Genomic DNA, 24,302 nt, shown 5'->3' with positions numbered 1-24,302 from the left:
CAGCCTGAAATGAGGACCAAGCTTGGCCTCGATCGCTGTGGTATCGCTCGGCCACACCTTCCAGCCCAAAGCAGAGACATCCGATGATGACCGACCCCGAGCGCGTTGAGGCTCTGCTCGATATGGTCGACCCCGCCCGTGCGACGTCACCCGGTCGAGGGTCAGAGCTGGCGGTGCTGGGGTTGGCCGTCGCCAGGTCCAAGGGCGGCTACCAGCCGACGAACGCTGGCTGGGTGCTGATGGGCAATCGTGGCAGGGCGTTCCAGCCGAACTAGGCGCTCGTGGCCTGCCTTCGGCAGCCGCATTGAAAGCCGGCGGTCGGGCCCCGCGCTCGCATACGCGTCGGATGAGCGGCCTCTGTCAGACATCATGCCGCCCGTCGCATGAGCCGGACGCTAGTACCTCAAGGTCAGCGAAACCGAGACCCAGTTCCTGTCTGCGAACGTCTGTTCGCTTTCGACGTGCGACCATTCCAGACGGCCGAACACCGACGCCCTGCCGGCGGTCGCGGCCTCGAACCGCACCCCGGCCCCGATCGCGCCGGTGTCGGTCTGCTCGCGTTCGCCGACCAGCGGGGTTTTCAGCCATGTCCGACCCGCGGCGCTGAAGACATAGGGCAGGAGCGCGGCGCGGCCGAGGCTCACGCTGCGGCGCACCTCGATGCGGCCGGCGAAGGTGTCGTCACCCACGAGGGAGCCGGCCGGCGGGCCGGAGACGAGATCGCCGGAGGCGATATTGCCCTGTTCCGAGCGCAGCAGCGGATCGCCGAACCCGGTCTGGCCGCGCAGGATGCTCTGGGCGGAGAAGGCACCGCCCAGCGGCATGAGGACGCTCAGGCCGCCCTGGAGCCGGGTGAACGCGGCATCGGCCCCGAACCGCGACAGGGGCCGCAGGGGCGTCGCTTCGTCGATGGATCGTGCGCCGAGCCCGTCGAAGCCTTGCGAGACCTCCAGTTCGTAGCCCAGGCGTCCGTCCAGGATGATGGGTTCGGAGCCGTCGATGCCGAGCCGGGCCACGCGGGTCCGATCCGTGAACAGGGCGAGCGGGAACCCCAGCAGGCCCGTCGTCTGCTCCTCTTCGGAAGCATCGAAGGTCAGCCTGACCGTCTGCGATCGCACCCGCGAGCGCACGGTCGCCAGACTGACGAAGGCACCGGCCCGGGTGAAGTCGCTCTGCAGCAGAAGCGGCGCGCTGCTCCCTTGCGGGGACGACGCGCTGTAGGCGTACTCCCCCCCCAGGCTCAGGCCGTCGCGGCCGATCGGGAGTTCGGCGTAGATCGAGGCGTAGCGGCGCAGCGTGTCGTCCGACCAGGAGACGTCGTCCGGTGACACCGCCCCCGTCAGGATGATGCGCTCGCCCAGACCCAGCAGGCTGTTGAGGGCGACGGACCCCGTCGCCTGTTCGCGCCCGAGGTCTTCGCTCAGGCCGTTGTCGAGGGCGAGCGCGACCTGTACCGGCCGGTGTTCGCCCCCGATGATCAGGACCGTGCCGCCGGTTCGGGTGCCGGGACTGAGGGCGGATTCCAGCGCCACGCCGGCCGTCTCGCCGGCGAGCAGCAGGCGGCGTTCGAACTCGGCAGCGCGCAGCGGCCGGCGATCGAGGAGCGGCGCGAGCACGCTCTGGACCCGGCCGCGAACGGCGCGCGGCAAGCCTTCGACGTCGATGCGCTCCACGAACCCGGACACGACGAGGACCCGGACGATGCCGGTCTCACGCTCGAGATCCTGGGCGGGGACGACGACCCGGACGAGGGGATAGCCGGCATCGAGATAGGCGGCCTGCAACGCGGCGGCGTAGTCGTAGACCTCTGCGACCGAGACCTCGGCGCCGACGGCCGGCTTGAGGGCCTGCGTCCGGGCTTCCAGAGGCGCCAGTCCACCTTCTACCTGCAGGTCGCGCAGGGCGAAGCGGATGGCCGCGGCCCCCTCGGGCGCGGTCAGGCCCTGGGCGGCGGGAAAGCGGAAGCTGGTCGAGGGCGACCGGCGCTCGAGCGTCTGTCCGGGCGGGACCTGGCTGGGCGACTGGGTCTGGGCGAGGGCCGGCCCGGCCAGGGCCAGGGCGGTCCCGACAGCCAGCGCGAAGGGCGCGGCTGCCCTGAGCAGGGAAGACGTCATGGTTATATCCCTATTGGCTGGGCAGACAGACGCCGGCGGCGGAAACGGCGCAGGTTCCAGCCGCGACGCCGGTTTCACCATCATCCGACGAAGTCGCCAGATCCGCGCCGATGTCGACAACGGTCGATGTGGACACGGTCCGGGTCGTGGTCGATGGGGCCCCGTCGGTGGAGTTGGGCTGGCCCAGGGGAGCGGTCGTCGCCAACTGGCTGGGAGGGATGACCGCTGGTGCTAGGAGGGGCGTGGGCTCAGGCACCGGGACCGGCGGCGGCGGCGGCGGCGGGGGCGGCGGGGCGTTGATCGTCAGCACGTTGCCGACATAGCTGATCTGGTAGTTCGGATTGGCGACGGTCCCGATCAGGATGGGGTAGGCACCGGCGGCTTCCCCGGGCGTGCGCGTCAGGCTGCCGGCCAGCGTGTCGTTGAACTGCAGGGCTCCTGTCGTGACCCGGTAGGTCAGGGCCGGGTCGGTCTGGCCCACCAGACGCGAAAGGGCATCGGCCGTGATCGTGATCGGCCGCGGCGTGATGGTCAGGGTGCCGTTGACGAAGGTGACCTCGTAGTTGACACCGGCCGTCAGCGACCCCCGGGTGACGGCGAACGACCCGACGCCGCTCGTCTGGACCGCGGTGGTGGCCAGCGCCCCCGACAGGGTGTCCCCATTGACGAGACCCTGTCCCCCGACCGCATAGGTCAGGGCGGGATTGGCGTTGCCGTAGATGCGGCTGAGGGCATCGGCCGTGATGGTGACCGGTCGCGGGGTGATGGTCAGGTTGGAGCCGACGTAGGTGACGTCGTAGTTGGCACCGGCGGCAAGCGTGCCCCGGGTGATGGCCGAGGTGCCGATGCCGGTGGTGGTCGTAGCCGTGGTGGCCAGTGCCCCCGACAGGGTGTCCCCATTGACGAGACCCTGTCCCCCGACCGCATAGGTCAGGGCCGGGTTGGCGTTGCCGTAGATCCGGCTGAGGGCATCGGCGGTGATGGTGACCGGTCGCGGGGTGATGGTCAGGTTTGATCCGACATAGGTGACGTCGTAGTTGGCGCTGGCGGCCAGGGTCCCCTGTGTGATGGCCGAGGTGCCGATGCCGGTCGTGGTGGTGGCGGTGGTGGCCAGAGCCCCGGTCAGGGTGTCGCCGTTGACGAGGCCAGAGCCGCCGACCGCATAGGTCAGGGCCGGGTTGGCGTTGCCGTAGATCCGGCTGAGGGCATCGGCCGTGATGGTGACCGGTCGCGGGGTGATGGTCAGGTTGGAGCCGACGTAGGTGACGTCATAGTTGGCGCTGGCGGCCAGGGTCCCCTGTGTGATGGCCGAGGTGCCGATGCCGGTGGTGGTCGTGGCCGTGGTGGCCAGCGCTCCGGTCAGGGTGTCGCCATTGACCAGACCCTGTCCCCCGACAGCATAGGTCAGGACGGGATTGGCGTTGCCGTAGATCCGCGACAGGGCATCGGCCGTGATGGTCAGGGGCCGGGCCGTGATGCCCAGTGCGCCGTTGACGAAGGTAAACTGGTAGCCGAGATCCGACGCCAGTGTGCCGAGGGCCGCGACGATCGGCACCGACCCTACGCCGGTCGTGCCGGTCGCCGTGGTGCTGAGGCTGGCCGCGCCGGTCGTGCTGTTGGCGGCAGTGTCGCCGGTCAGGAAGCCGGTCAGCCCATAGGTCAGGGTCGGGTTGGCGTTGCCGTAGAAGCGACTGAGCGTATCGGCGGTCACGGTCAGGACCGGCGCGATCCGGTAGGCGATCACATTGGCCCCGGCGGGCGCGAAGCCGGCGAAGGCGGTCGCATCGGCGATGTTGTAGCGGCGCGTGAAGCCGGTCACCCCCTCGAGCGTGTTGTCGGGGTTGTCGGAGAAGACGCCGTAGGTGCCGCCGCCCGTCAGGCTGAAGACACCCGTCCCGGCATTGTTGGTGAAGGTGCCGGTGCGGGCCTGAAGGTCGATAGCGCGGCCCGTGCCCGATGCGGTCAGGACCGCGCCGGTGTTGAGCACGATGTTGCTGCCCGCTGTCGGGCCAGAGTTTGAGACCGTGATCGTTCGACCCGTGACGGAGTTCAGCGTGATCGATCCGCTGGTCGGGGTGGTGAGGCCGGTGCCGGAGGCGAGCGCGATGTTCACCGCCCCGGTTCCGGCATTGATGGTTGCGCCGGTGCCCATGGTGATGACGGCCGCGCCCGCCTGACGGTTGGCGTTGACGGTGGTCAGGTCCGAGCCGCCGGAGTTGGCGGTCAGGTTCAGATTGCCGTTGGCCGTGGTGATCGAGGCGTTCAGCAGGATCGACCGCCCCGCCGTCAGGCTCAGCGCCCCGCCGGTCGCTCCGGTCACGTTGACGGCGCTGGCCACCGTGATGTCGTTGGAGGCTTCCAGCGAAATCGCGGTCCCGCCCGCAAGGGCCGCGGCGAGCCCCGCAGCGGAGATGTTGCTGGTTCCCGTGGCGTTGTCGGCGAAGGCCAGGCTGGTCACCGGCGTCGTGCTGGACGTGAACAGATGCACCGCCCCCGCACTGGCTCCGAAACCCGGTGTGCCGAGCGCCAGCCGGTCGCCCGACGCGTCGAAGGCCACCGCGCTGCCGAACCCCGGGGCCAATCCGGCGGCTCTGAGGTCCAGGTCACCCGTTCCGGCATAGCCAGCACCGAGGGTGGCCGAGAGCGCGCCGCCCGCGAAACCGGTCCCTGTGAAGGTGAACAGGCGCACAGCGCCGAAACCAGAGAACGCGTTGCCCTGGCCGTCGTCGCCGCTGGCCCCGATCGCCAGCCGGTCACCGACCGCGTTGAGCGAGACGGAATCGCCCAGGAAATCGAGGTCGTCCAGGGCGGTTCCGAGGTCGATATTGTTCGCGCCGGTGTAGCCTCGGCCGATGGTCGCGGCGAGGGCGCCGCCGGCGAAACTGGTGTCGGTGAAGGTGAACAGCCGGACCGAGCCGGCCAGGCTCGCGACATTGCCGAAGCCGCCATCGTAGGCCGCCCCGACCGCCAGCCGGTCGCCGGCCGCGTTCAGCGAAACCGACCAGCCGAAAGCGTCGCTGGACTCCAGGGCGGCTCCGAGGTCGATATCGTTCGCGCCGGAGTAGCCGCGGCCAAGCGTGGCGGCGAGCGCACCCCCTCCGAAGCTGGTGTCAGCGAAGGTGAACAGCCGCACCGAGCCGGCATCGGGGGCCATATCGCCGAAGCCGTCGTCGCTAAAAGCCCCGACGGCCAGCCGGTCCCCGGCCGCGTTCAGCGAGACGGACTGGCCGAACAGGTCGCCGGCCGTCAGCGCGGTCCCGAGGTCGAGGTTGTTTCCGCCCGTGTAGCCTCGGCCGATGGTCGCCGCGAGCGCGCCGCCGGCGAAACTGGTGTCGGTGAAGGTGAACAGCCGTACCGAGCCGGAGGCTCCGGCCGCATTCCCGAAGCCGCCGTCGATGCGCGCCCCGACCGCGAGGCGATCGCCCGCCGCATTCAACGAAACGGACCAGCCGAACTGATCGTTGGCCTCCAGGGCAGACCCGAGGTCGAGATTGTTTCCGCCCGTATAGCCCCGCCCGATTGTGGCCGCGAGCGTCCCGCCGCCAAAGCCGGTGTCGGCGAAGGTGAAGAGCCGCACCGAACCGGTGTTGCTCCAGAGATTACCGAAGCCGTCGTCGCCGTAAGCCCCCACCGCGAGCCTGTCGCCGGCCGCGTTCAGCGAGACGGAGACGCCGAAGACGTCGTTGCTCTCCAGAGCGGCTCCGAGATCGAGATCGTCGCCGCCTGGATAGCCCCGGCCGATCCTCGCCGCGAGCGTGCCGCCGGCGAAGTCGGTGTTGCTGAAGGTGAACAGCCGCACCGAGCCGGAATCAACGAACGAAGCAAGGAAGCCGTCGTCCTGGTACGCTCCCACCGCCAGCCGGTCCCCGGCCGCGTTCAGCGAGACGGACTGGCCGAACCGGTCGTTGAACTTGAGCGCTGTACCGAGGTCGAGGTTGTTCCCCCCTGTGTAGCCTCGGCCGATGGTGGCCGCGAGCGCACCGCCGGTGAAGCTGGTGTCGGCGAAGGTGAACAAGCGCACCGAGCCGGCGTTGGTGACCGAGTTGGCTGCTCCCCAATCACCGCTCGCCCCCACCGCCAGCCGGTCCCCGGCCGCGTTCAGCGCGACGGAGATGCCGAAGAAATCAAAGGCCTCGAGCGAGGTGCCGAGATCGAGATTGTTCCCGCCCGTATAGCCCCGGCCGATGGTGGCCGCGAGCGCGCCGCCGGCGAAACTGGTGTCCGTAAAGGTGAACAGCCGCACCGCGCCGATACCGTTGAACGAATTTGCAGCGCCCCGATCCTGGTTGGCTCCGACTGCCAGCCGGTCCCCGGCCGCGTTCAGCGAGACGGAGACGCCGAAGACGTCGTTGATATCCAGCGCGGCTCCGAGATCGCGATTGTTTCCGCCCGTGTATCCCCGGCCGATCGTGGCCGAGAGGGCACCGCCAGCGAAGCTGTTGTTGCTGAAGGTGAACAGCCGCACCGAACCGGAGTTGCTGAAGGCGTTGCCCGAGCCGTCGTCACCGATCGCCCCGACCGCCAGCCGGTCCCCGGCCGCGTTCAGCGAGACGGCGTAGCCGAGAAAATCATTGGCCTCCAGGGTGGTTCCGAGGTCCAGGTCGTTCACGCCCGTGTAGCCCCGGCCGATGGTGGCCGCGAGTGCGCCGCCGGCGAAACTGGTGTCCGCAAAGGTGAACAGCCGCACCGAACCGGAACTGCTGAACCCATCGCCGAAGCCGTCGTCACCGACCGCCCCGACCGCCAGCCGGTCCCCGGTCGCGTTCAGGGAGACGGAGTAGCCGAAGCCGTCGCCGGCCGTCAGCGCGGTCCCGAGGTCCAGATTGTTTCCGCCCGTGTAGCCCCGGCCGATCGTCGCCGCGAGCACGCCGCCGCCGAAGCGGGTGTCGGTGAAGGTGAACAGCCGCACCGCGCCGGACAGGCTCGCGACGTTGCCGAAGCCGTCGTCACCGGTCGCCCCGACCGCCAGCCGATCTCCGGCCGCGTTCAGAGAGACGGCGGCGCCGAAGTTGTCGCTGTCCTCCAGGGCGGTGCCGAGGTCGACATTGCTTCCACCGTTATAGCCCCGGCCCAGGGTCGCCGCGAGCGCGCCGCCGGCGAAGCTGGTGTTGGTGAAGGTGTACAGCCGGACCGAGCCGGAGTCGGCGAACGCATTGCCGAAGCCGTCATCCTGGGGCGTCCCGACCGCCAGCCGGTCCCCGGCCGCGTTCAGCGAGACGGAAGTGCCGAACGCGTCGCCGTCCTCCAGGGCGACTCCGAGGTCGATGTTGTTGCCGCCGGTATAGCCCCGGCCGATGGTGGCCGCGAGCGCGCCGCCCCCGAAGCTGGTGTTGCTGAAGGTGAACAGTCGCACCGAGCCGGAACTGCTGGCGACATTGCCGAGGCCGCTGTCGCCTTGCGCCCCGACCGCCAGCCTGTCTCCGGCCGCATTCAGCGAGACGGAGGTGCCGAACAGGTCGAAGTCCTCCAAGGAGGTTCCGAGGTCGAGATTGTTTCCACCCGTATAGCCCCGGCCGATCGTGGCCGCGAGCGCGCCGCCGGCGAAGCTGGTGTTGCTGAAGGTGAACAGCCGCACAGAGCCGGAAATGCTAGCTACATTGCCGAAGCCGTCGTCGGTGTACGCCCCGACCGCCAGCCGGTCCCCGGCGGCGTTCAGCGAAACGGATTGGCCGAACCGGTCGCCGGACTCCAGAGCGGTTCCGAGGTCGAGGTTGCTGCCGCCGGTATAGCCCCGGCCGATGGTGGCCGCGAGCGCGCCGCCCCCGAAGCTGGTGTTGCTGAAGGTGAACAGCGACACCGAGCCGGAAGCGTTGGCCACATTGCCGACACCGGCGTCGTTGAGCGCCCCGACCGCCAGCCGGTCCCCGGCCGCGTTCAGCGAAACGGAGGCGCCGAACGCTTCGCTGTTGATTATGATGGCCCCGGGATCGAGGTTGTTCGCACCGGTATAGCCCCGGCCGATAGTCGCCGCGAGCGCACCGCCCCCGAAGCTGGTGTCGGCGAACGTGAACAGCCGCACCGAGCCGGAGTTGGGAACAAGATTGCCGAAGCCGTCGTCCTGGGTCGCCCCGACCGCCAGCCGGTCCCCGGCCGCGTTCAGAGAGACGGAATAGCCGAAGGCGTCGTTGGTCTCCAGGGCGGTGCCGAGGTCGACGTTGTTGCCGCCAGTATAGCCTCGGCCGATCGTGGCCGCGAGTGCGCCGCCGCCGAAGCTGGTGTCGGTGAAGGTGAACAGACGCACCCTGCCGGAATCGAAAGCCACAGTGCCGAAGCCGTCGTCGCCCGCCGACCCGACCGCCAGCCGGTCGCCCGCCGCGTTCAACGATACGGAGCTTCCGAACTGGTCGAAGGCCTCGAGAGTCGTACCCACGTCCCGATCCGATGTGCCCAACCCCGTCCCGATGATCCCGGCATACTGCCAGGCCTGGGCCTGGGCGAAGTCGCCGATGACGATGTCCTTGGGGTCCAGTAGCAGGCCGCCGCCCGCGCCGGTGTCGATGCGCGTCAGATCGACATAGCGCAGCGTCTCCTTGCCCGAGACCTCGACCCAGCCGCCGCCGCGACGACCGGTGGCCAGCACCAAGCCCAGCATGGTCGTCAGGTCGTCGGACCAGATCACGGCCGACCCGCCCTGCCCTCGCGCCGAGGCGACATTGATGCCGACCCCGTCGTTGACGAAGGTGGTCCGGGCATTGGCCAGGGTCGGCAGGGGGCCGAACCGGCCCTCGTGCGCCGCATAGTCGATCCGGTCCACGCGATCGGCCGCGCCGCCCTGGAAGGCTCCGCCCACGCGGACCAGCCCGCCCAGGGCGCCGCCCGAGGCGTCGATCTGCGTCGACAGCAGGCGCACCGATCCCCCCGTCAGATCGACCCGCCCGCCATAACCCAGCAGGCCCGAGGCCAGATAGACGCCCGAGGTCGCCAGGTCGCCGCTCGCCGCGACGCTGATGACGCCGCCGTGCAGGCCGCCAGACGCGTTGTTGACCGAGCCCTGAATCTCTGTGACCGAGCCGCCCGAGGTATAGGTCAGCTGACCGCCGACACCGGTCCGTCCGACCGCGGCGATCTGGTCCGCCAGGCTGAGCGCGCGCCCGGCCCGCAGCGTCACCGACCCGCCGTTCACGCCGCCCGAGGCGTCGACCGTTCCGCCCATGCCGAGAAAGCCGCCCGAGACCTCGACCGCGCCGCCGTTCAGGCCCGTGCCGCCCGAGGCGTCGATGCGGCCCGTGACCTGGACCAGACCGGTCGTGCCGCCATCGATGGCGACATTGCCCAGATGGACCCGGCCGTTGGCGCCCTCGCGCACCGTCGTGGCGATCAGCGATCCATCCACCTTGACCGCGCCCAGCATCAGGTCGCGCGCGCCCTGGGCCGAGATATAGATGCGACCGCCCTCGGCCCGGGTCGTGCCACCCGCCTGGACCAGCGCGCTCAACGGCCGTCCCAGCGCGTCGGTCAGACCCGCGGCGTCCGAGACGGGGATCGCCACCTGCAGGAACCGGTCACCCGAGAAATCCACCGTCACGAGGTCACCGGCCCCGTAGCCGATCTGGCCCAGACGGGCCTCGACCACGCCCTCGTTGACCACGCCCGACCCGATCAGGGCGACGCCCTGGGAGGCGGCGATGGTCCCCTGATTGACGACGGTCGCAGCCCGGCCTGTCCGGCGGAAAGTCAGGTTGCCGGACAGGAAGTCGGCGTCGGCGATGTCCAGTGTCGAGGCCACGAAGGCCCCCGTGTCGATGGTCGCGCCATTGGTGATGGCGATGCCGTTGGGATTGACCAGCAGGAACTGGCCGTTGGCGCTCAGCGACCCGGCGATGATCGAGGCGTCCTGGCCCGTCACGCGACCCAGAAGCGCCGACAGCGATCCGGGTTGATCGATCCGAACCCCGGCACCGGCCGCGATGTCGAAGCTCTGGAAGTTGACGATCGCCCGGTCGGTCGACTGGGTGATCAGAAGCTGGTTCGGCGCGCTGCGATCAAATGAGACGCCGCCGTGCACGACCCCGGCCACAACCGGAAGCTCCCGGCCCGCAGGCGGGGCGACCGGCGCGACATCCTGAGCGTACGCCTGACCGGCAAGAAACACGGCCGCGCTGGCGAGCAGGGAGGTCCGAAGGCTCCGCCCCAGGCGCCCCCCTCGAGCCGCCAGCCCTTCGGCCGACGTTGCGAGTTGAGCACGCGAGGTGAGAGATCGAGACATCCGACGGCTCCAGCAAGCCGACGACGACGTCACGGCATATGGGTTACAGGACGCAGTGGCCGCCGGGTCCCCCCCTTCGGCCGTATCGTGGTTAAGCCTAGCCGCCTGAAGGAGGCCCGGACAAGTCACATAACGCCGCAATCCCGTCGTGCAGCCGGGAAACACCGGATGCGCGAAAAACCGTGCGTTAACAACGCCACGGGATGGCCGGTACCGGCCAGGCCATCGGTCCGGGTCGCCAGGTCCCCTATCCTGCCGCTGTCCAGGAAGCGGTCGCCGCTCGGTCGTGATCGACATCGGCGTGGAAGCGGGTGGTCTCGCCCTCTGAAAGGCGCTCCAGCCTAGGGATGTCGAAACCACTCGCGTCGTCCGGAACGGCCGCGGAGCCACACCGCCGGAAGGATCAGGGACAGGATCAGCGCCAGCCCGAGGGGACCCCACCCTTGCGCACGGTCCGCCCAGCGGTGCGTGGCGTCGCGCCGGACCAGGTCGCGGTCGATGCGGTTGCCGATGGTCGTCAGACGCACTCTCTTGGACGCGTTCAGCGGGTCGATCGTCGGTGGCGCGAGGCTCGAGATCAGCGTCAGCGCTGACGTGCGCTCCGCAGAGATCGATCGATCGATGACGGCCGTGCGATGGCTCGCACAGGCCCAGATGCCCACCCACACCGAGACCCAGACGGCCGCCGCGGCCAGGATGAACCGCGTCAGACGTAGCCTGTGGAATGCTCCGAACCCCTTCGTGACACGGTCCATGTCGGCAGCCTGTTCAGCCTGGATGATCGGGTTCGGGTAAAGGCGCGCCCGACGGTTGAGCGAAGGGTGGAACAGGGGCCGCGCGGTGGCGCGACCCCTGTTGCCGGGTTGGCCTCAGAAGGCCTTGCTCATCCTGGCGCGCAGGCCGTGGAGGCTCTGGCCGTCGCTGAAGGCGCCGTCGTAGTCGGCGGACAGCGACCAGCCGCCGCCCGAGCGCCAGCCGAGGGTGAGCCCGAGGTTCAGGCTCGAGCGCTCCCAGCCCTCCTGACCGATCAGGAAGCCGGGCCCGGTCAGGAAGTCGGCGTAGCGCAGGGCCTGGGGTCCGGCGTCGCCGAACTCACGCGCCCACTCCACCCGCACCCCGGGGGTCCAGACGTCCTCGCCGCGCAGGATCTCGCGCTCGTAGCGCAGACCCACGGCCCCCTGCAGCGACTCCAGGTCGCGCGCCTCGTAGCGGAGCGCCCAGAGCGGCGAGCCGGCTTCGACATAGGCATCGAGGTCGGCGTTCATCACCTCGACCCGGCCATAGCCGATCCAGCGCGCCGCCCCCGCGACCCGGTCCAGGCCCGCCGACAGCGAACCGAACCGCGCCGAACCGTCGCGCTCGCCGGACACCAGGCTCCGGTCCACGGGGGTCCGGCGCCGGGTGGTGAAGTCCAGCTGGGCGTAGCCGAGCGTGCCGTCGACGAACACATCCGCCATCGGCCGCCAGCTGCCGTAGGCCACCGCCAGACGGGTGTAGGATTCCATGCGCGAGCTGTCGGATCCCACATCCGTGTCCTCCCGGCCGTAGCCGACCCCGACCCCCAGATCGAGGACGTCGGACAGGCTCACGTCGACACCGGCGCTGATCCCCGAGGTGGTGATCGACAGCTCGGCCGTCCGGGTCGTCGCATCACGCTCGCCCAGGCTGATCGAGCCTCCGACCCAGACCCGCGGGCCCGAGACCGCGTCCGCGCCGCCGGTTCCGGTGTCGGCGGCGGTGCGGCGGGCGTCCGCCGTCCCGGCCGCGTTGCCGGTTCCGTTGCCCGTTCCGTTGCCGGCCTGGGCCCGGTCGCCCCAGACCATCCGGGTCAGGGCGTCACGCTCCGCCGTCTGGCGATCGCGGCCCTCCTGGAGGTCGAGGAACTGCGACAGCTCGCCCATGGTCCGGCGGCCGGCGTCCGGCGGCGCGAAGGCGCTGCCGTCCAGGGTCAGGTTCAGGCTCGTGCGCGCCTGGGCCTCGCCGCCGCGGTGCAGCTGCTCGAGGCGGCGGCCGAAGGTCTGCAGCTGGGTGCCGACCAGTCGCCGCGTGGCCTCGGCCTGGGCCGTGTTGAGCCCGCGCACGTCCGGATCCGCAGCCGGGTCGGGACGACTGGTGACCGTCACCCGGATCGCCGCGGCGCCGGTGTTGCCGAAGCCGTCCGTGGCCGTGACCGTGAAGGCGAAGGTCCCCGCCGTGGTCGGCGTACCGCGCAGCAGGCCGCCCGGGCTCAGGATCAGTCCGGCCGGCAGGCTGCCGGCGGTGACCGCGAAGCTGTAGCTCCCCTGCCCGCCGGACGCCTGGAACTGCTGGCTGAAGGCCACCCCTTCCAGGGCATCGGCCAGGACCGCCGGGGTCACCGTCACGGTGGCCGCGTTGATCGTCACGCTCAGGTTGGCCGTTCCCGAATACGGTCCCTCGCCCGTGGCGCTGTCGGTGGCGCGGACCTGGAAGGCGAAGGTCCCGACCGCGGTCGGCGTTCCGCTGATCTGGCCGCTGCTCGACAGGGTCAGGCCAGCCGGCAGGGTGCCGGACGAGACGGCATAGCTATAGGGCGCGACCCCGCCGGACGCCGTGACGGCCTGGCTGTAGGGCGTGCCGCGGCTTCCCGCCGGCAGGGCGGCGCCGGACACCGTCACCGACGCGCCGGCGACCGTCAGGCTGTGGGCGGCGGCGACACGGAAGGGGCCGGTCCCGGTCGAGCTGTCGGTCGCGGTGACCGTGAAGCTGAAGGCGCCCCCCGCCGTCGGCGTCCCCGAGAGCAGGCCGGCGGACGACAGGGTCACCCCGGCCGGCAGGGCGCCGCCCGTGACCGCATAGGTATAGGGCGCCGTGCCGCCCGTGGCCGACAGGGTCTGGCTGTAGGCCACGCCCACCCGGGCTTCGGGCTGGGCGCCGCCCGCCAGGACGACCGTCGGGGCCGCCCGGGTGACCGTCACCGTGGTCGGCTCGGACGTCCCGTTCGCATTGCTGGCGGTGTAGGCGAAGCTGTCCGACCCGACATAGCCGGCCTCGGTGAACTGATAGGTGATCGAGGTGCCGCTGACCGTGGCCGTGCCGCGCGTCGGCGGGGTCGTGATCGACACCGACGTCGCCGCGCCACCCGACAGGGTCAGGGGAACCGTCATCGACGCCGTGCCGAACGGCAGCGACACCGACGAGGCCTCCGCCACAGGCACGCCCGGGTCCACCACGAAGGCGTATTCCTGGCCGGCGGAGTTGAAGGGCCCCGTGCCCGTGGTGCTGTCGGTCGCCTGGATGACCACGTCGAAACTCCCGGCCGTCGTGGGCGTACCCGACAGGACACCGTCGGAAGACAGGGTGACCCCGTCCGGCAGGGTGCCGCTGGTCAGCGCGTAGCTATAGGGTGCGGTGCCGCCGCTCGCCGCCGGGATCGAGGCGCGGAACGGCTGGTTGACCACGGCCATGAAGGGCTCGGTCCCGGGCAGGGCGATCGAAGGGCCCCGGACGGACAGGCTGTAGGCTCGCGATCCCATCATGTTCTGGCCGTCCGTCGCGGTGACGGTGAAGCTGAACGACCCCGTGGCGGTGGGCGTCCCCGACAGGGCTCCCGACGACGACAGCATCACACCCGCCGGCAGGGACCCGGCCGTCACGGCGAAGCTGTAGGGTGCCGTTCCGCCGGTGACGGTGAAGGTGTGCGAATAGGTCTGGCCCGCCGTCGCAAAGGAAGGCTCGGCCGTGCCGAGAACGACGCCTGGATCCACCAGGAGGCTGTAGCTCTGGATGGCGTTGTAGGGTCCCGTGCCCGTCGAGCTGTCGAAGGCCTGGATGGTCAGGTTGGTGAAGCCGACTGTCGTGGGCGTGCCGGAAAGGACACCCGCGGCCGACAGGGTGATCCCTGCTGGCAGGGTGCCGCTGAGCAGCGCGTAGCTGTAGGGTGCGGTACCGCCGGTCGGCGTCGGGATCGACGCGCGGAACGGCTGGTTGACCACGGCCTTGAAGGGATCCGCCTGGAACGGCAGGCTGATCGTCGGCGACTGGACCGTCAGGCTGTAGCTTCGCGACCCGGTGACGCTCTGGCCGTCCGTCGCCTGGACGGTGAAGTTGAACGATCCTCCGGCCGTCGGCGTGCCCGACAGGGTCCCGGACGACGACAGGGTCATGCCAGCCGGAAGCGCGCCCGTGGTGACGGCAAAGCTGTAGGGGGCGGTCCCACCGGAGGCAGAGATGGACTGACTAAAGGCTTCTCCCACGCGGGCCGACGGCAGGGACGTCGGCGAAATCGTCAGCGTCGGTCTTGTGATGACCAAGCTGAACGAGGATGCTGACAAACCCGTGTAGTAGACTTCTTCTCTGGAAAGGTTCTCGGTCCCGATCTTGAAACCGATGTTCAACGTGCCGCCACCGGCAGCGGCGAGTGCATTCAGCGCGGACACGCCGGCTGCATTGAGCTGGATTGGGGTAGTGGAGGTGCGGATGACGGCCGTGGGCCCGCCGATCAATGCGCCGCTACCTACGGCTGCGTAGGTGAACGGAGTGGATACATTGCGGAGTTCGGTTGCGGGGCTGTTGGCGACGTTGCTGCTTCCCGGTACTCTTACCTCGGCTGCGGTGATCGACGGACTTCCCGCCGGCACGTTGAATGTGATCACACCCCGAAAACCGAACCCCGCCTGGGTGCCCCATTGGATAAAGCCGTCTCCATCACCGTAGACGCTGCCGTTGTTGTCGAACGTAGACCGCGACGTCCCGCTGAGGTTCGTTGTCTGCGCCGCCGCAGGTGCGGCTGCGAAGCCCACAAGGATCGACAAGCCGACTGCAGCGACAACGGCATTCAAACCGCCCACGCACGTGGCGCGCCAGAGACCAGACAGAGCAGAACGAACAAGACGCATGGCGGCATTTCCGGCGGGGAACGACGCCCTGTGCGTCGGCCCATAATCGGCCGTGCCGTTGCGTGACGGAGGGGGATGCGATCAATGAACAAACTCCCCATTCTGGGGTTTTGATCGCAGATGATAGCATTTGATAGGATTTGAGAGGGCGTCAGGCCCGGCCGAACACCGCGTCCAGCAGCGGCTTGAGTTCGGGATCGTCGCGCCACGGCTCGAATGCCCCCGCCGGGAAGTCGAGATCGCGCCAGTTCTCCCGGCGGACGGACACATCCCTGAGCCGCTCCAGAAGGGCGCTCCGATCGCCCAGCCTCGCGGCCGCGATCGCGGCCGGCAGGTTGCCGCCGTGCCAGAAAGACGTCTCCAGAGCCGGGGCTGTGCTCATCAGCTTCAGGGCCGCCGGCGCGCCTCCGGCGTCGTAGGCCGCCTGTTCGCGATCAAGGCGTTCGAGCTGCGGCGTCGCCCGGATCAGCGACGCCCAGCGGCGCGATGCGGCGAGATAGGCGGCGACGTCGCCCGCCTGCAGGTGGAACAGCGCGGCCGCGCCGGGCGCAGCGGAATGGGTGGGAAAGCGGCGCTCGACGGCCGCCAGACGTTGCAGCGCCGCCGGTCGATCCCCGGCCTGCCACAGGGCGATCGCATAGTCGGTCAGGACGGCCGGGGAGTCGGGCGCGAGGATCACGGCGCGCCGCAGATGTTCGGCGCCCTCGCTGACCCGGCCGCCATCGATCAGCGCGTTGCCGTACCAGAGATGGATCAGATAGTCGTCGGGCCGCGCGCGGGCGGCGCGCTCGAAATAGGGCCGCGCGCGGGCGAGGTCGCGGTGGGTCCAGTATTCGAGAAAGCCGGCCACCCGGTTGGCGTCCGCATCGCCCGGTGCGAGCGCGAGCGCGGTCGTGACGGCCGCCCGTGCGGCGGCGAAGGCGGCGTCGCGGTCCGCGTCGTCGAACTCGCACGACAGGATGTAGGCGTCGGCCAGGCCGGTGAAGGCCGGATGGTAGTCCGGATGCTGGCTGATCATGAGCCGGAATTTCTCGGTCGCGCGGGCGAGGCTGGCGGGGCTGCGCTCGGCCCAGTCCGCCCGGGCCTCGAGATAGCTGGCGGTCAGGGCCGCGTCTGCGACCGGGCGCGCGGGGCCCCCGGTCTCGATCCGCGACACGGCCACAGCGAGGATCGCCACCATCGCAAGCCCCGCGGCCACGCCCAGAACAGCGCGCGGCCGGGCCCGGACGGCCCGCAGCGGTCCGCTCAGCCAGGTCCGGTCTTCGATCCCGGGCCTGTCGGCAACATCCGGAGCCTCGGCATCGGGATTGAGATCCGGATCGTCAGGCCGCTCGTCGGCATTGGCCAGCCACGCCTCCAGCGCTTGCGGCAACGCATAGACAGACCCGTGCTCGCCCGCGCGAATAACCGGGAAGCCGGGTCGACGGGACCAGCGCATCGCCGTGCCGGGAGAAACGCCGAGATGCTCGGCGATCTGCTTCCAGCCCTTCAACCGACCGTCGCTCATTCGTTTCCCCCACCCGGGTATCTTGCTCCAGACCGCGCGTGACAACCCCTCACATGGCCGAAAGGGCGACGAGGGTGGATCCTGATCGAGGAAAAAGGCAAGCGGGCCGACCCCGAAACGAAGACGGTGTTCCGGATACCGGCCCGGGCAGATCCGGACGCGTCCAGACGGGATCGCCCCGAAGAAACCGGATCTGGCGTTCCGGTGTGACGACCCGGCGGCGCGCGGGGGTTGGGTCCCGCATGGATGGCCGCCGGATCGTCAGCGCTGGTGGGCAGCGGGCACGGTTTACCGCAGCCCGGCCCTTGCGTGGCGGGGCTCATGCTCGTTCTGGGTAGATCGCCCCGGCCGGGTCAGCGGACCAGCACGGGGCGTGTCGCGGATGAGGGGCAGGTCAGACCGTGAACCGTGACGTCGGCCTGGCCCAGCTTGAGGCCCGCAACGCCGAGCACGGTGTTCAGGGTGCTGTCGAGTAGAGGGCCGATGGGCGTCAGCAGCAGGTTGAGGGCGCTGGTGAGTCTCGAGACATTGAGACCCAGACCCAGCGCCTCGATGTTCAGGCTGGCGCTGCCGAGAAGACTGCTGATGGCGCCCTGGACCAGACTGCTGGACGTCACCGTTCGTTTTCTCGCCGCCGCGATGTCGGCCTCCGAAAAGCGGGTTGTCTGATGACGGACATCTGTGGCCTGGACCTTGCCACTGGCCTTGACCGACAGCAGCCCCAGCGCCGACACCAGCGTGGCCTCCCGCGGTTTCAGGGCGGTCTTGAAGTCATTCAGATCGCGTTCGTCCACTTCGCCGATCTGAGCGGTCAGCAAGCCGGGCTTGACGGCCAGATCGACCGACCCTGTCTTGCAATCGATGGCCTGGAGATAGGCTTCGCCCGGTGCCAGCTCGAGCAGGATCGGCACATCGACCTGGGCCAGGCCCGACAGGGCTTTCGCTGTTCTGGCCCTGATGAACACCCTGGCTTGCGCCGTCCGGATGATCGGCTGGCCGGTCTTCGTCACCGACAGCCAGGGCGATCGATTGGGGCGTTCGCCGATGGCCAGGAAGACCTGCGCGCCGGCCAGCTGGGCGTTGGCCGCGAGGTCCAGTTTCACCTGTCGACTGCCCCCGGTCTCGAGCGTGGCCATGACGAGATCAAGCGCGGTGACCGAGGCATCCAGCCCCTCCGCCAGACCGCGCCCGGCATCGGCCTCGATCCCGATGACGTCACCAATCCGGACGCGGACATTGGCGGCGGGCGTCCGGAGTTTCCTGAGCGCCGCCGCATCCTGGCCGGTACTCAAGCTCTCCAGAACCTTCACGATCCTCCCGGCATCGACGGTGGTGTTTACAAGGGTCTCGTAGTCGCCGACCGTGACCCCCGTCTCGGTGGCCAGGGCGTCGAAGAATCCGAGCAGGTTGATGCGCGCGGAGGCCAGGGCGTCGTAGTCCATCACGGTCAGCGACACGGAACTGCCCGTCAGCCCGCCGATGACGGCGTTCGCCACCCCGCCATCGACCGCTGCGAGACGCGACCCGATCGAGAACATGGCCCGCGGCGGTTCGATCCGGGCCGCAGCCACCGCCGAGCGCACCTGGACGACCTCATCCTTGCCGATAACGATCTTGCCGAAGAAAAGCGGTGCGGTGGCGGTGACCGTGACCCGCGCGGCGTTGGCGGAGTCCGCCTGGACGCTGAAGCGGCCGGACGGCGCGATGTCCGGGTCGGCGACATAGGCGCCGAGTTCGGTCTTTACGGTGGCGGCGCGCAGATTGGCCGACACAGTCGCTTGCGCGGCCTGGTCCGCCACGTCGAGATTCGCCGCCGCCGACATGGCGGCGAGGTCCGCGACCCCCTGAAGCGTGCGACCGGACAGGGCTACAGAAGCGACGTCGATGCTGATGGCCGCCAGCGCGCAGATCAGGCTACCGGCCGCGGCCGCCATCACGGCGATGCCGCCCCGTGTGTCTTGACGGAAACCCGACGGGCGCAACATCAGAAGCCCCCCGTGCGGACCACGGCGGTGCGCGTGATGGTGACGGGCGGTGCCGGCAGAAAGCCCCGCAGGGCCATCAGCGGATGAGTCCGGATATCGACCGAGATCGTCACGTTGATCTGGGTGTCGGTGGCCTCGACGGCCGTCGACACGGTCTTGGGGTCGAAACCGAGACCCGCCGTGTTGGCCGCGGTGAACTCGCTGGCCAAGGCCACACGCTCCGGGGTGTCCAGACCCCCGATAGCGGCTCTGGCGGCTTCGGTCGCCAGCGATTGCGCGCTGTTGGCGAGCCAGAACCAGCCGCCGTATACCGCAACGCCCATCAGCAGCGCGATGAAGACCGGCGCGACCAGGGCGAACTCGACGGCAGCCGAGCCCTCTCTCGGCGACGGGCCACGGGCACCGCAAAGGCCCGGGAAGATCCCGGTCCCGGTCACGCCGCCACGTCCAGATAATCGTCGTCGGTCGAGTCCGTTTCCGTGCCGGTGGCCCAGAGGGCGAGATCGAAGACCGCCTCCCTGACCACCGGATCACAGTCGCCGGCAAGGTGGCGCGACAGAATCCTCAGCTTGGCCGCCGCGCCTGCGGGATTGGTGATCCGGCAGCGGAGGGCCTGACGTTCCAGATGGGTAATCTCACCCAGCATGTCGTCGATTTCGTCCGGTCCAGCGCCGGCGGCTCGAGCCTCCGCGAGGAGGTGGTCGGCATGAAAAAGGATCTTTTCTAAAGACGAGAGCACAGGCACATCCGCAGTCGACTGGCGATACCCTGGTTTCTCAAGGGGCCATTGACGACACGTGAATCCAGGGGCTCGCGTTGCTTTATGCTCGGTTCAATTTACCCATTTTGGGGAGATGGATAAAGAGACCGGCCAATAACCGGCGCTGGATACTTAAAAGTACCTACCTATCAACCCGGTCCGAAGGGCAGACCAAGCGCGGACCAGATCATGAGCATCGTCAATCCGACTACAAAGAATGACGCGGCGAAGGCGGCCATTCGACCCATCAGACGGGCCATGGACAGGGATCGGTCCCAGGCGGTGGCGCTGATCAGAGCATAAACGGCGGCTGGCTGGAGCGGGTTGACGACGTTGACGACGGCATCGCCGACGCGGAAGGCGGCGGTCGCGACGGCAGGAGAAACCCCCGACTGATCCAGGGCGGGCAGGACGGTCGGCGCGATGACCGTCCATTTGGCCGATGCGGAGAACATCAGGAAATCCGCCAGGGCCGTGACGGCCATCAGCAAGGCAGCGATGGCGCTCTCATGCCAGTCGCTGGCCCTGACCAGTTCCGCCAGATGGTGCGCGGCGAGGCGCCCGAGGTTGGAGACATCGATAGCCTTGACCACGAAGGCGATGAAGATGGCCATCAGGAGGAACGGCGTGAGGTCGCGCATCGACGCTTCGACCGCCTGGGCGACGCGGTGGAGTTTACGCCAGCGGCCGGAGGCGAACCCGTACGCCGTGCCGGCGGCGGCCGAGGTCAGCGTGATGATGGCGGCCCCGGATTTATAAAGCGGCTCGAAGCGGGCCATGCCGGCGGCCGTATCCGTCCGCAACGGGCTGACGTCCGGAACAAGGGCGAGGAGGGCGAACCCTGCGAGAACCAGAAGGCTAGCCGCACCCGCCGCAAGCAGCCCGCGGGAATCCGGCAGCCCTCCGTCGCCGAAGGCCCGGGTCGTGGCCGGCGCTGCGGTCGCCTCGTCGGAGGCACCGGCGAAGCGAGGGACCACGCGGTCCACCAGGGCCCACGCGACCAGAGTAAGCGCCACGGCGTTGGCGGATGAGAACCACATGTTGGCCATGGGGGAAATGGTCCCGGCAATGCCAGCCGCTCGCGCGGCCTGTTCCGTGATCCCCAGCAGGACGATGTCCTGCAGGCCCGGGAAAAGACTGGCATAAAGCGCCCCGGAGAAGGCGGCGAACCCCAGCATGACCCCGAGCACCGGATTGCGTCCCCGGGTCTGGAAGATCATGCCACATAGCGGCAGGTAGACGACATAGAGGGCGTCGGAGACCTGATGACAGATCAGTCCCATCAGGAAGACCGCGGGTGTGATCAGGACGCCCGGCACCTTTCGAGCGACGAAATCAGCGATGGCGTGAAGCAATCCGGACGCCGCCATGACCCCGGCGCCGAGGCTGCAGAGCAGGATGGTCCCGAACGGAGGATAGCCGATCGCGATTGAAGGGGCTTCCGTCAGGAAAACCCTGATGGAGTCCGGGACGAGCAGGCTCTGCACAACGTCCGCGCTGTCGTTGCCGAACGTCCAGCCCTGTGATGCACCCACGACGGACAGGGCCGCGACCACGGCGACCGTGGCCGCGCCTATGCCGATCGTGCCCTTCACGAGAGGTTTACCAGACCGCTGATATACGTAACGTCGATGATGATGATTGCCCCAACCGCAGAGCCCGATACGGCAGATCGAACCGAGCTTGACAGTTACGTGTACGCTCAGACGATAGACGCACTGCTACGCTTCATTCCCATCTGCGCCGCACCGTTCGGCGGCGACGTCACGCGGATGATGGTCTTCTACGGTGCCGCCCGATCGAGCGTTGGCCACCTGAACCATCGCAATCAGCTGCGAGCGGAAGCCGAAGGAGGCATCTTCCCGGACGACCTGAGGCGTGCCGTATCGGTACTCAGCATCTCCGAGTATCTGGCCCTGCCCTACGAAACGGTCCGCCGTCACGTCCATGAACTGGTCGAGCAGAAGCTGCTGGAGCGGCAGGGCTCCCGTTCGTTCTTCGTGAGCTCGGAAACCATGAAGCGGGAGGGACTTCGCGACTGCGTGAAATCCATCGCGCCGAAGATGGCGGAACTGGCGACGCGCATCCATACGACGATCGCCGAGAAATCGGTCGATACGGCAGGTGGGAACTGGGAAAGTTTTCTCCAGCCCCGTGCCAACGAGCCCGAAGTCCGGGCCGCGATCGACCCCGTGGCCTGAGATCGAGGCCGGGCCCTGTCGTCCCGATCGGCCACCTGGCCGGATCAGGACGGGAGCTCTCTGGAAAAAGGTGCGCGTCGCGCGCCCATTGGGTAGCGACCCTGCCAGGGTCTCCTGATCGCAAGTTCCCTCGCGATCAGGAGACGGAAGGGCCTAGTACTTCTTGCCGGAGGCGGGGCGGTTTCCGCTCAGGACATTGACGTTCAGGTTCCGGAGCAGCCCGAGGGTGCCACCCACGGCGCCGTTGCCGACCACGCCGATGGCACCGGCGGCAGTCCCCAGGCCCTGGGTCGAGATGACCGGAGCGATCGTCGTGTTGAGCGTGGGCGACACAGCCGCGGCGATCGAGCCCGTGGTCACGGCCAGATTACCCGTGGTGGCCGACAGCGAACCGTTGAGGGCGCTGACCGAACCGTTCAGGGCGTTGATCGGCGCGACCAGGGCGACCGAACCGGTGTTGACGGCGGCGGAGCCGTTATTGAGCGCCGAGGCGGAAACCTGGTTCAGGGCCTGGACGGTCGTACCGACCGCGACCTGCGTCGCGCCGGCGATAACGGCAGTGGGCGAGGCGTAGTGATTGTTGGAGAAAACAGAAACGTTTGATCCGCCGTTATACTGAGCCGGAGCCGGCGAGGTCTGATATTGCGAAGCCATTGCCGGGGTAGAGACAGATACAGCGGCAATCAGAGCAGCAGCATACATACGCATGTGAAGGGGTTCCTTGAAGGCGGGATGCCTAGCTTCTCGACTAGTTAGACGGACAGCGCGCTGTAATGGAATTCCCCTGACATACGAATCTGTATTACTCAAAATGGGCATTCTGCTCCGGACCGAGTCGATGCCCGAAGTTGCGGAGCCGGGGGCGATCAGGTGCCGCGTGGTGCTCCGGCATTCTCGCCGACAGCGCCTAGCACAATCCGGGGCACGCGCGCGCCTGCCCGGGTCGCCGGCCGTTCCAGAACCCACGGTCCGGGACGCAGCGTCCGCCCCCCCAGTCCTTCCCAATGCCGGGGTGCCGGAACCGCCCCAAGTTGCTCGAGCCTTTCGGCCGGATCCCCCGTGGGCGACGGCGCTGCCGGGACGAGTTCGGCGATCGTCGCCACGGGCGTCACAGGTGTCCCTTCCCGCGAGGCCGGCCGGAAGCCGGCACTGTAGCCGCCACAGGCGTCCGACCCGGACAGCCAGACGGCAATATCCCGGGCGGCTTCCCGGATGGCCAGCCGCGTCGCGAGGTCGAGGCCGTCGTTCTCGCTGCGGCGCGCGTCGAACCTCAGCACATCCAGCGACGACGGATCCGAGATCGAAAGGCTCTGATCGGTCGACACGGCGATACGTTCGTATGTCCCCACCGCCGCGATGAGCAGCGAGCGGCTGTCGATGATCCGGATCGAGACGACGACCCGGCGCCGCATCTCCGTGCTGCTCAGGGTCACGCCGGCCCCGCCGATGGCCTGGCCCTGCAGGCCGGCCGCATCAGCGGGATCAGCCGTCACGATCGCGCCGGAGACATAGTACCGGCTGCCAGCGATACGGCCCGTCTCGCCGGGCGTCGTGTCGGACACCAGCAGCCTCGTCTCGCTGTCGAGGACCGAGGTGTCCTGCCGCTCTGCGAGGCGGATACCGAAGGTGGCGAGATCGGCTGACAGAAACAGCCCGGCCCCCTGGGTCACGACCCGCCCGGTCGCGAAGGTCTGGCGTCCGGTCAGGTCTGCGACCGATCCGACGGCGAGGATCGGACGTGTCGCCTCGGCCGATGCAGCGAGACACTGGGCCAGACTTTCGGTCTGCCTGCCGGTCCGGGCGAATTCCCGTTCGAAGGTGGTCAGCGACGGCGACGTGGCGCAGCCTGCCAGCAGCAGGGCAACCAGACCGATCGCGGACATTGATCCAGGGCGTATCATGGCGTGATGGCCCCCTGGGTCGGGCAGGACTCCAGAACGCCCACCAGAACCCGGACGGCCTCCTCCACCATCCCGCGCACCGCATACTGGACCTCCGATGACCGGGCATAGGCGACCTGGCCCGAGACCACGGGGGCCGTCGCTCCGATCGCTCCGACAGAGAGGTTGCCGCTGGAAAGAGACCGCCGAACCGTGGCGGAACCGACGACTTCCTGGGACAGTGTGTCCACGAGCCTCAGGTCCAGGGCGACGCTGGCCCGCTCATAGCCGCCGCTCGCCGAGAGCGACGCGATCGCCGACGACACCGCCGTGGCGGACGCCGCCCCGGAAAGCGAAGACACGCCGGTATTCAGCTCGGTCAGGGCACCGGTCAGATAGAAGCGCGACCCGGCGATCTGACCCGGATAGATACGCCGATAGTTGTCCTGCACCTGCCCTGCCAGTTCCGGCGTGTCGGACAGCAGCTGCTGGCGGGCGTAGTTTATCTCGATCTCGGCAATCGCCATGTCGAACCGCTCGACGACCGGATAGCCCATCTCCAGCAGGGCCGAGATCGCGAACATCGATGCGCCCTGCGGCAGCAAGGCCCCGGACTCGAGGCTCACCCGGCCGCTCAAGTCCCTGATGTTCCCAACGGCGATGCGAGGACGCGAACCGGTGCCTGTACCGGTCTGCTGCAGGCAACGGACGGTGTCCGGAGCGATCGCCTGCGGCGCAACGGCCCCGGGCTGCATCGCAGCCTGGCCACCAGCGGCACCGGGTGCCGCCATCA

Annotated in this window: 14 protein-coding genes; 2 read left to right on the top strand and 12 right to left on the bottom strand. The window is 68.9% G+C overall.

Annotation, left to right across the window (positions count from 1 at the left end):
• Positions 1-83 precede the first annotated feature (83 nt).
• Positions 84-275: a hypothetical protein gene (locus tag BRESU_RS02045; RefSeq protein ID WP_013267825.1), complete on the top strand. Its 192-nt coding sequence runs from the start codon at positions 84-86 to the stop codon at positions 273-275.
• Positions 276-395: 120 nt separating this feature from the next.
• On the opposite strand, the gene BRESU_RS02040 is transcribed toward BRESU_RS02045, so the two are convergent.
• The 9 genes from BRESU_RS02040 to BRESU_RS02000 form a co-directional block, all read right to left on the bottom strand.
• A complete protein-coding gene (locus tag BRESU_RS02040) occupies positions 396-2,114 on the bottom strand; it encodes a ShlB/FhaC/HecB family hemolysin secretion/activation protein (RefSeq protein WP_013267824.1) in 1,719 nt (572 codons plus the stop codon).
• A 10-nt stretch (positions 2,115-2,124) separates the two neighbouring features.
• The gene (locus BRESU_RS16735) at positions 2,125-10,131 is read right to left on the bottom strand and encodes an MBG domain-containing protein (RefSeq protein WP_013267823.1); all 8,007 of its coding nucleotides are present in this window, start codon (positions 10,129-10,131) and stop codon (positions 2,125-2,127) included.
• A gap of 530 nt (positions 10,132-10,661) precedes the next feature.
• On the bottom strand, positions 10,662-11,075 hold the full coding sequence (locus BRESU_RS02030) for a hypothetical protein (protein ID WP_013267822.1): 414 nt from the start codon (positions 11,073-11,075) through the stop codon (positions 10,662-10,664).
• A 114-nt stretch (positions 11,076-11,189) separates the two neighbouring features.
• On the bottom strand, positions 11,190-15,176 hold the full coding sequence (locus tag BRESU_RS17635; RefSeq protein WP_013267821.1) for a putative Ig domain-containing protein: 3,987 nt from the start codon (positions 15,174-15,176) through the stop codon (positions 11,190-11,192).
• Positions 15,177-15,327: 151 nt separating this feature from the next.
• Positions 15,328-16,683, bottom strand: coding sequence for a tetratricopeptide repeat protein (locus BRESU_RS02020; RefSeq protein WP_013267820.1), 1,356 nt, complete (start codon positions 16,681-16,683; stop codon positions 15,328-15,330).
• A 353-nt stretch (positions 16,684-17,036) separates the two neighbouring features.
• On the bottom strand, positions 17,037-18,668 hold the full coding sequence (locus BRESU_RS02015) for a TadG family pilus assembly protein (protein WP_013267819.1): 1,632 nt from the start codon (positions 18,666-18,668) through the stop codon (positions 17,037-17,039).
• Positions 18,668-19,105 (bottom strand): TadE/TadG family type IV pilus assembly protein, encoded by a 438-nt coding sequence (locus BRESU_RS02010; RefSeq protein ID WP_013267818.1) that lies wholly within the window; start codon positions 19,103-19,105, stop codon positions 18,668-18,670. Before BRESU_RS02010 ends, BRESU_RS02015 begins: the two co-directional genes overlap by 1 nt.
• Positions 19,102-19,413, bottom strand: a complete 312-nt coding sequence (locus BRESU_RS02005; RefSeq protein WP_169308003.1) for a hypothetical protein — start codon at positions 19,411-19,413, stop codon at positions 19,102-19,104. The genes BRESU_RS02010 and BRESU_RS02005 overlap by 4 nt, the downstream gene beginning before the upstream one ends.
• A gap of 164 nt (positions 19,414-19,577) precedes the next feature.
• Complete coding sequence (locus tag BRESU_RS02000; protein ID WP_013267816.1) at positions 19,578-21,023, bottom strand: AbgT family transporter; 1,446 nt, start codon at positions 21,021-21,023, stop codon at positions 19,578-19,580.
• Positions 21,024-21,059: 36 nt separating this feature from the next.
• Here BRESU_RS02000 and BRESU_RS01995 point away from each other — a divergent pair, with 36 nt between their 5' ends.
• On the top strand, positions 21,060-21,629 hold the full coding sequence (locus tag BRESU_RS01995) for a helix-turn-helix domain-containing protein (protein WP_013267815.1): 570 nt from the start codon (positions 21,060-21,062) through the stop codon (positions 21,627-21,629).
• Positions 21,630-21,782: 153 nt separating this feature from the next.
• On the opposite strand, the gene BRESU_RS01990 is transcribed toward BRESU_RS01995, so the two are convergent.
• The 3 genes from BRESU_RS01990 to BRESU_RS01980 all read right to left on the bottom strand — a co-directional run bounded on the left by BRESU_RS01990 (position 21,783) and on the right by BRESU_RS01980 (position 24,264).
• Complete coding sequence (locus BRESU_RS01990) at positions 21,783-22,283, bottom strand: hypothetical protein (RefSeq protein WP_041761217.1); 501 nt, start codon at positions 22,281-22,283, stop codon at positions 21,783-21,785.
• Between the two features lie 212 nt (positions 22,284-22,495).
• Complete coding sequence (locus BRESU_RS01985) at positions 22,496-23,512, bottom strand: CsgG/HfaB family protein (RefSeq protein ID WP_041761216.1); 1,017 nt, start codon at positions 23,510-23,512, stop codon at positions 22,496-22,498.
• Positions 23,513-23,526: 14 nt separating this feature from the next.
• Positions 23,527-24,264: a CsgG/HfaB family protein gene (locus BRESU_RS01980; RefSeq protein WP_280990775.1), complete on the bottom strand. Its 738-nt coding sequence runs from the start codon at positions 24,262-24,264 to the stop codon at positions 23,527-23,529.
• Positions 24,265-24,302: the final 38 nt, after the last annotated feature.

The organism is Brevundimonas subvibrioides ATCC 15264, assembly GCF_000144605.1.
In the GTDB taxonomy this organism is placed as follows: Bacteria; Pseudomonadota; Alphaproteobacteria; order Caulobacterales; family Caulobacteraceae; genus Brevundimonas; species Brevundimonas subvibrioides.
The sequence above is the reverse complement of the archived record's forward strand: the minus strand, read 5'-3'. Positions and strand labels throughout refer to the sequence as shown.

Coding starts and splice junctions, on each gene's coding strand:
- BRESU_RS01995 (WP_013267815.1), top strand. CDS start 21,060: ATGATGATGATTGCCCCAACCGCAGAGCCCGATACGGCAGATCGAACC.
- BRESU_RS02030 (WP_013267822.1), bottom strand. CDS start 11,075: ATGGACCGTGTCACGAAGGGGTTCGGAGCATTCCACAGGCTACGTCTG.
- BRESU_RS01980 (WP_280990775.1), bottom strand. CDS start 24,264: ATGCAGCCCGGGGCCGTTGCGCCGCAGGCGATCGCTCCGGACACCGTC.
- BRESU_RS17635 (WP_013267821.1), bottom strand. CDS start 15,176: ATGCGTCTTGTTCGTTCTGCTCTGTCTGGTCTCTGGCGCGCCACGTGC.
- BRESU_RS01990 (WP_041761217.1), bottom strand. CDS start 22,283: ATGGCTTCGCAATATCAGACCTCGCCGGCTCCGGCTCAGTATAACGGC.
- BRESU_RS01985 (WP_041761216.1), bottom strand. CDS start 23,512: ATGTCCGCGATCGGTCTGGTTGCCCTGCTGCTGGCAGGCTGCGCCACG.
- BRESU_RS02040 (WP_013267824.1), bottom strand. CDS start 2,114: ATGACGTCTTCCCTGCTCAGGGCAGCCGCGCCCTTCGCGCTGGCTGTC.
- BRESU_RS02015 (WP_013267819.1), bottom strand. CDS start 18,668: ATGTTGCGCCCGTCGGGTTTCCGTCAAGACACACGGGGCGGCATCGCC.
- BRESU_RS02020 (WP_013267820.1), bottom strand. CDS start 16,683: ATGAGCGACGGTCGGTTGAAGGGCTGGAAGCAGATCGCCGAGCATCTC.
- BRESU_RS02045 (WP_013267825.1), top strand. CDS start 84: ATGATGACCGACCCCGAGCGCGTTGAGGCTCTGCTCGATATGGTCGAC.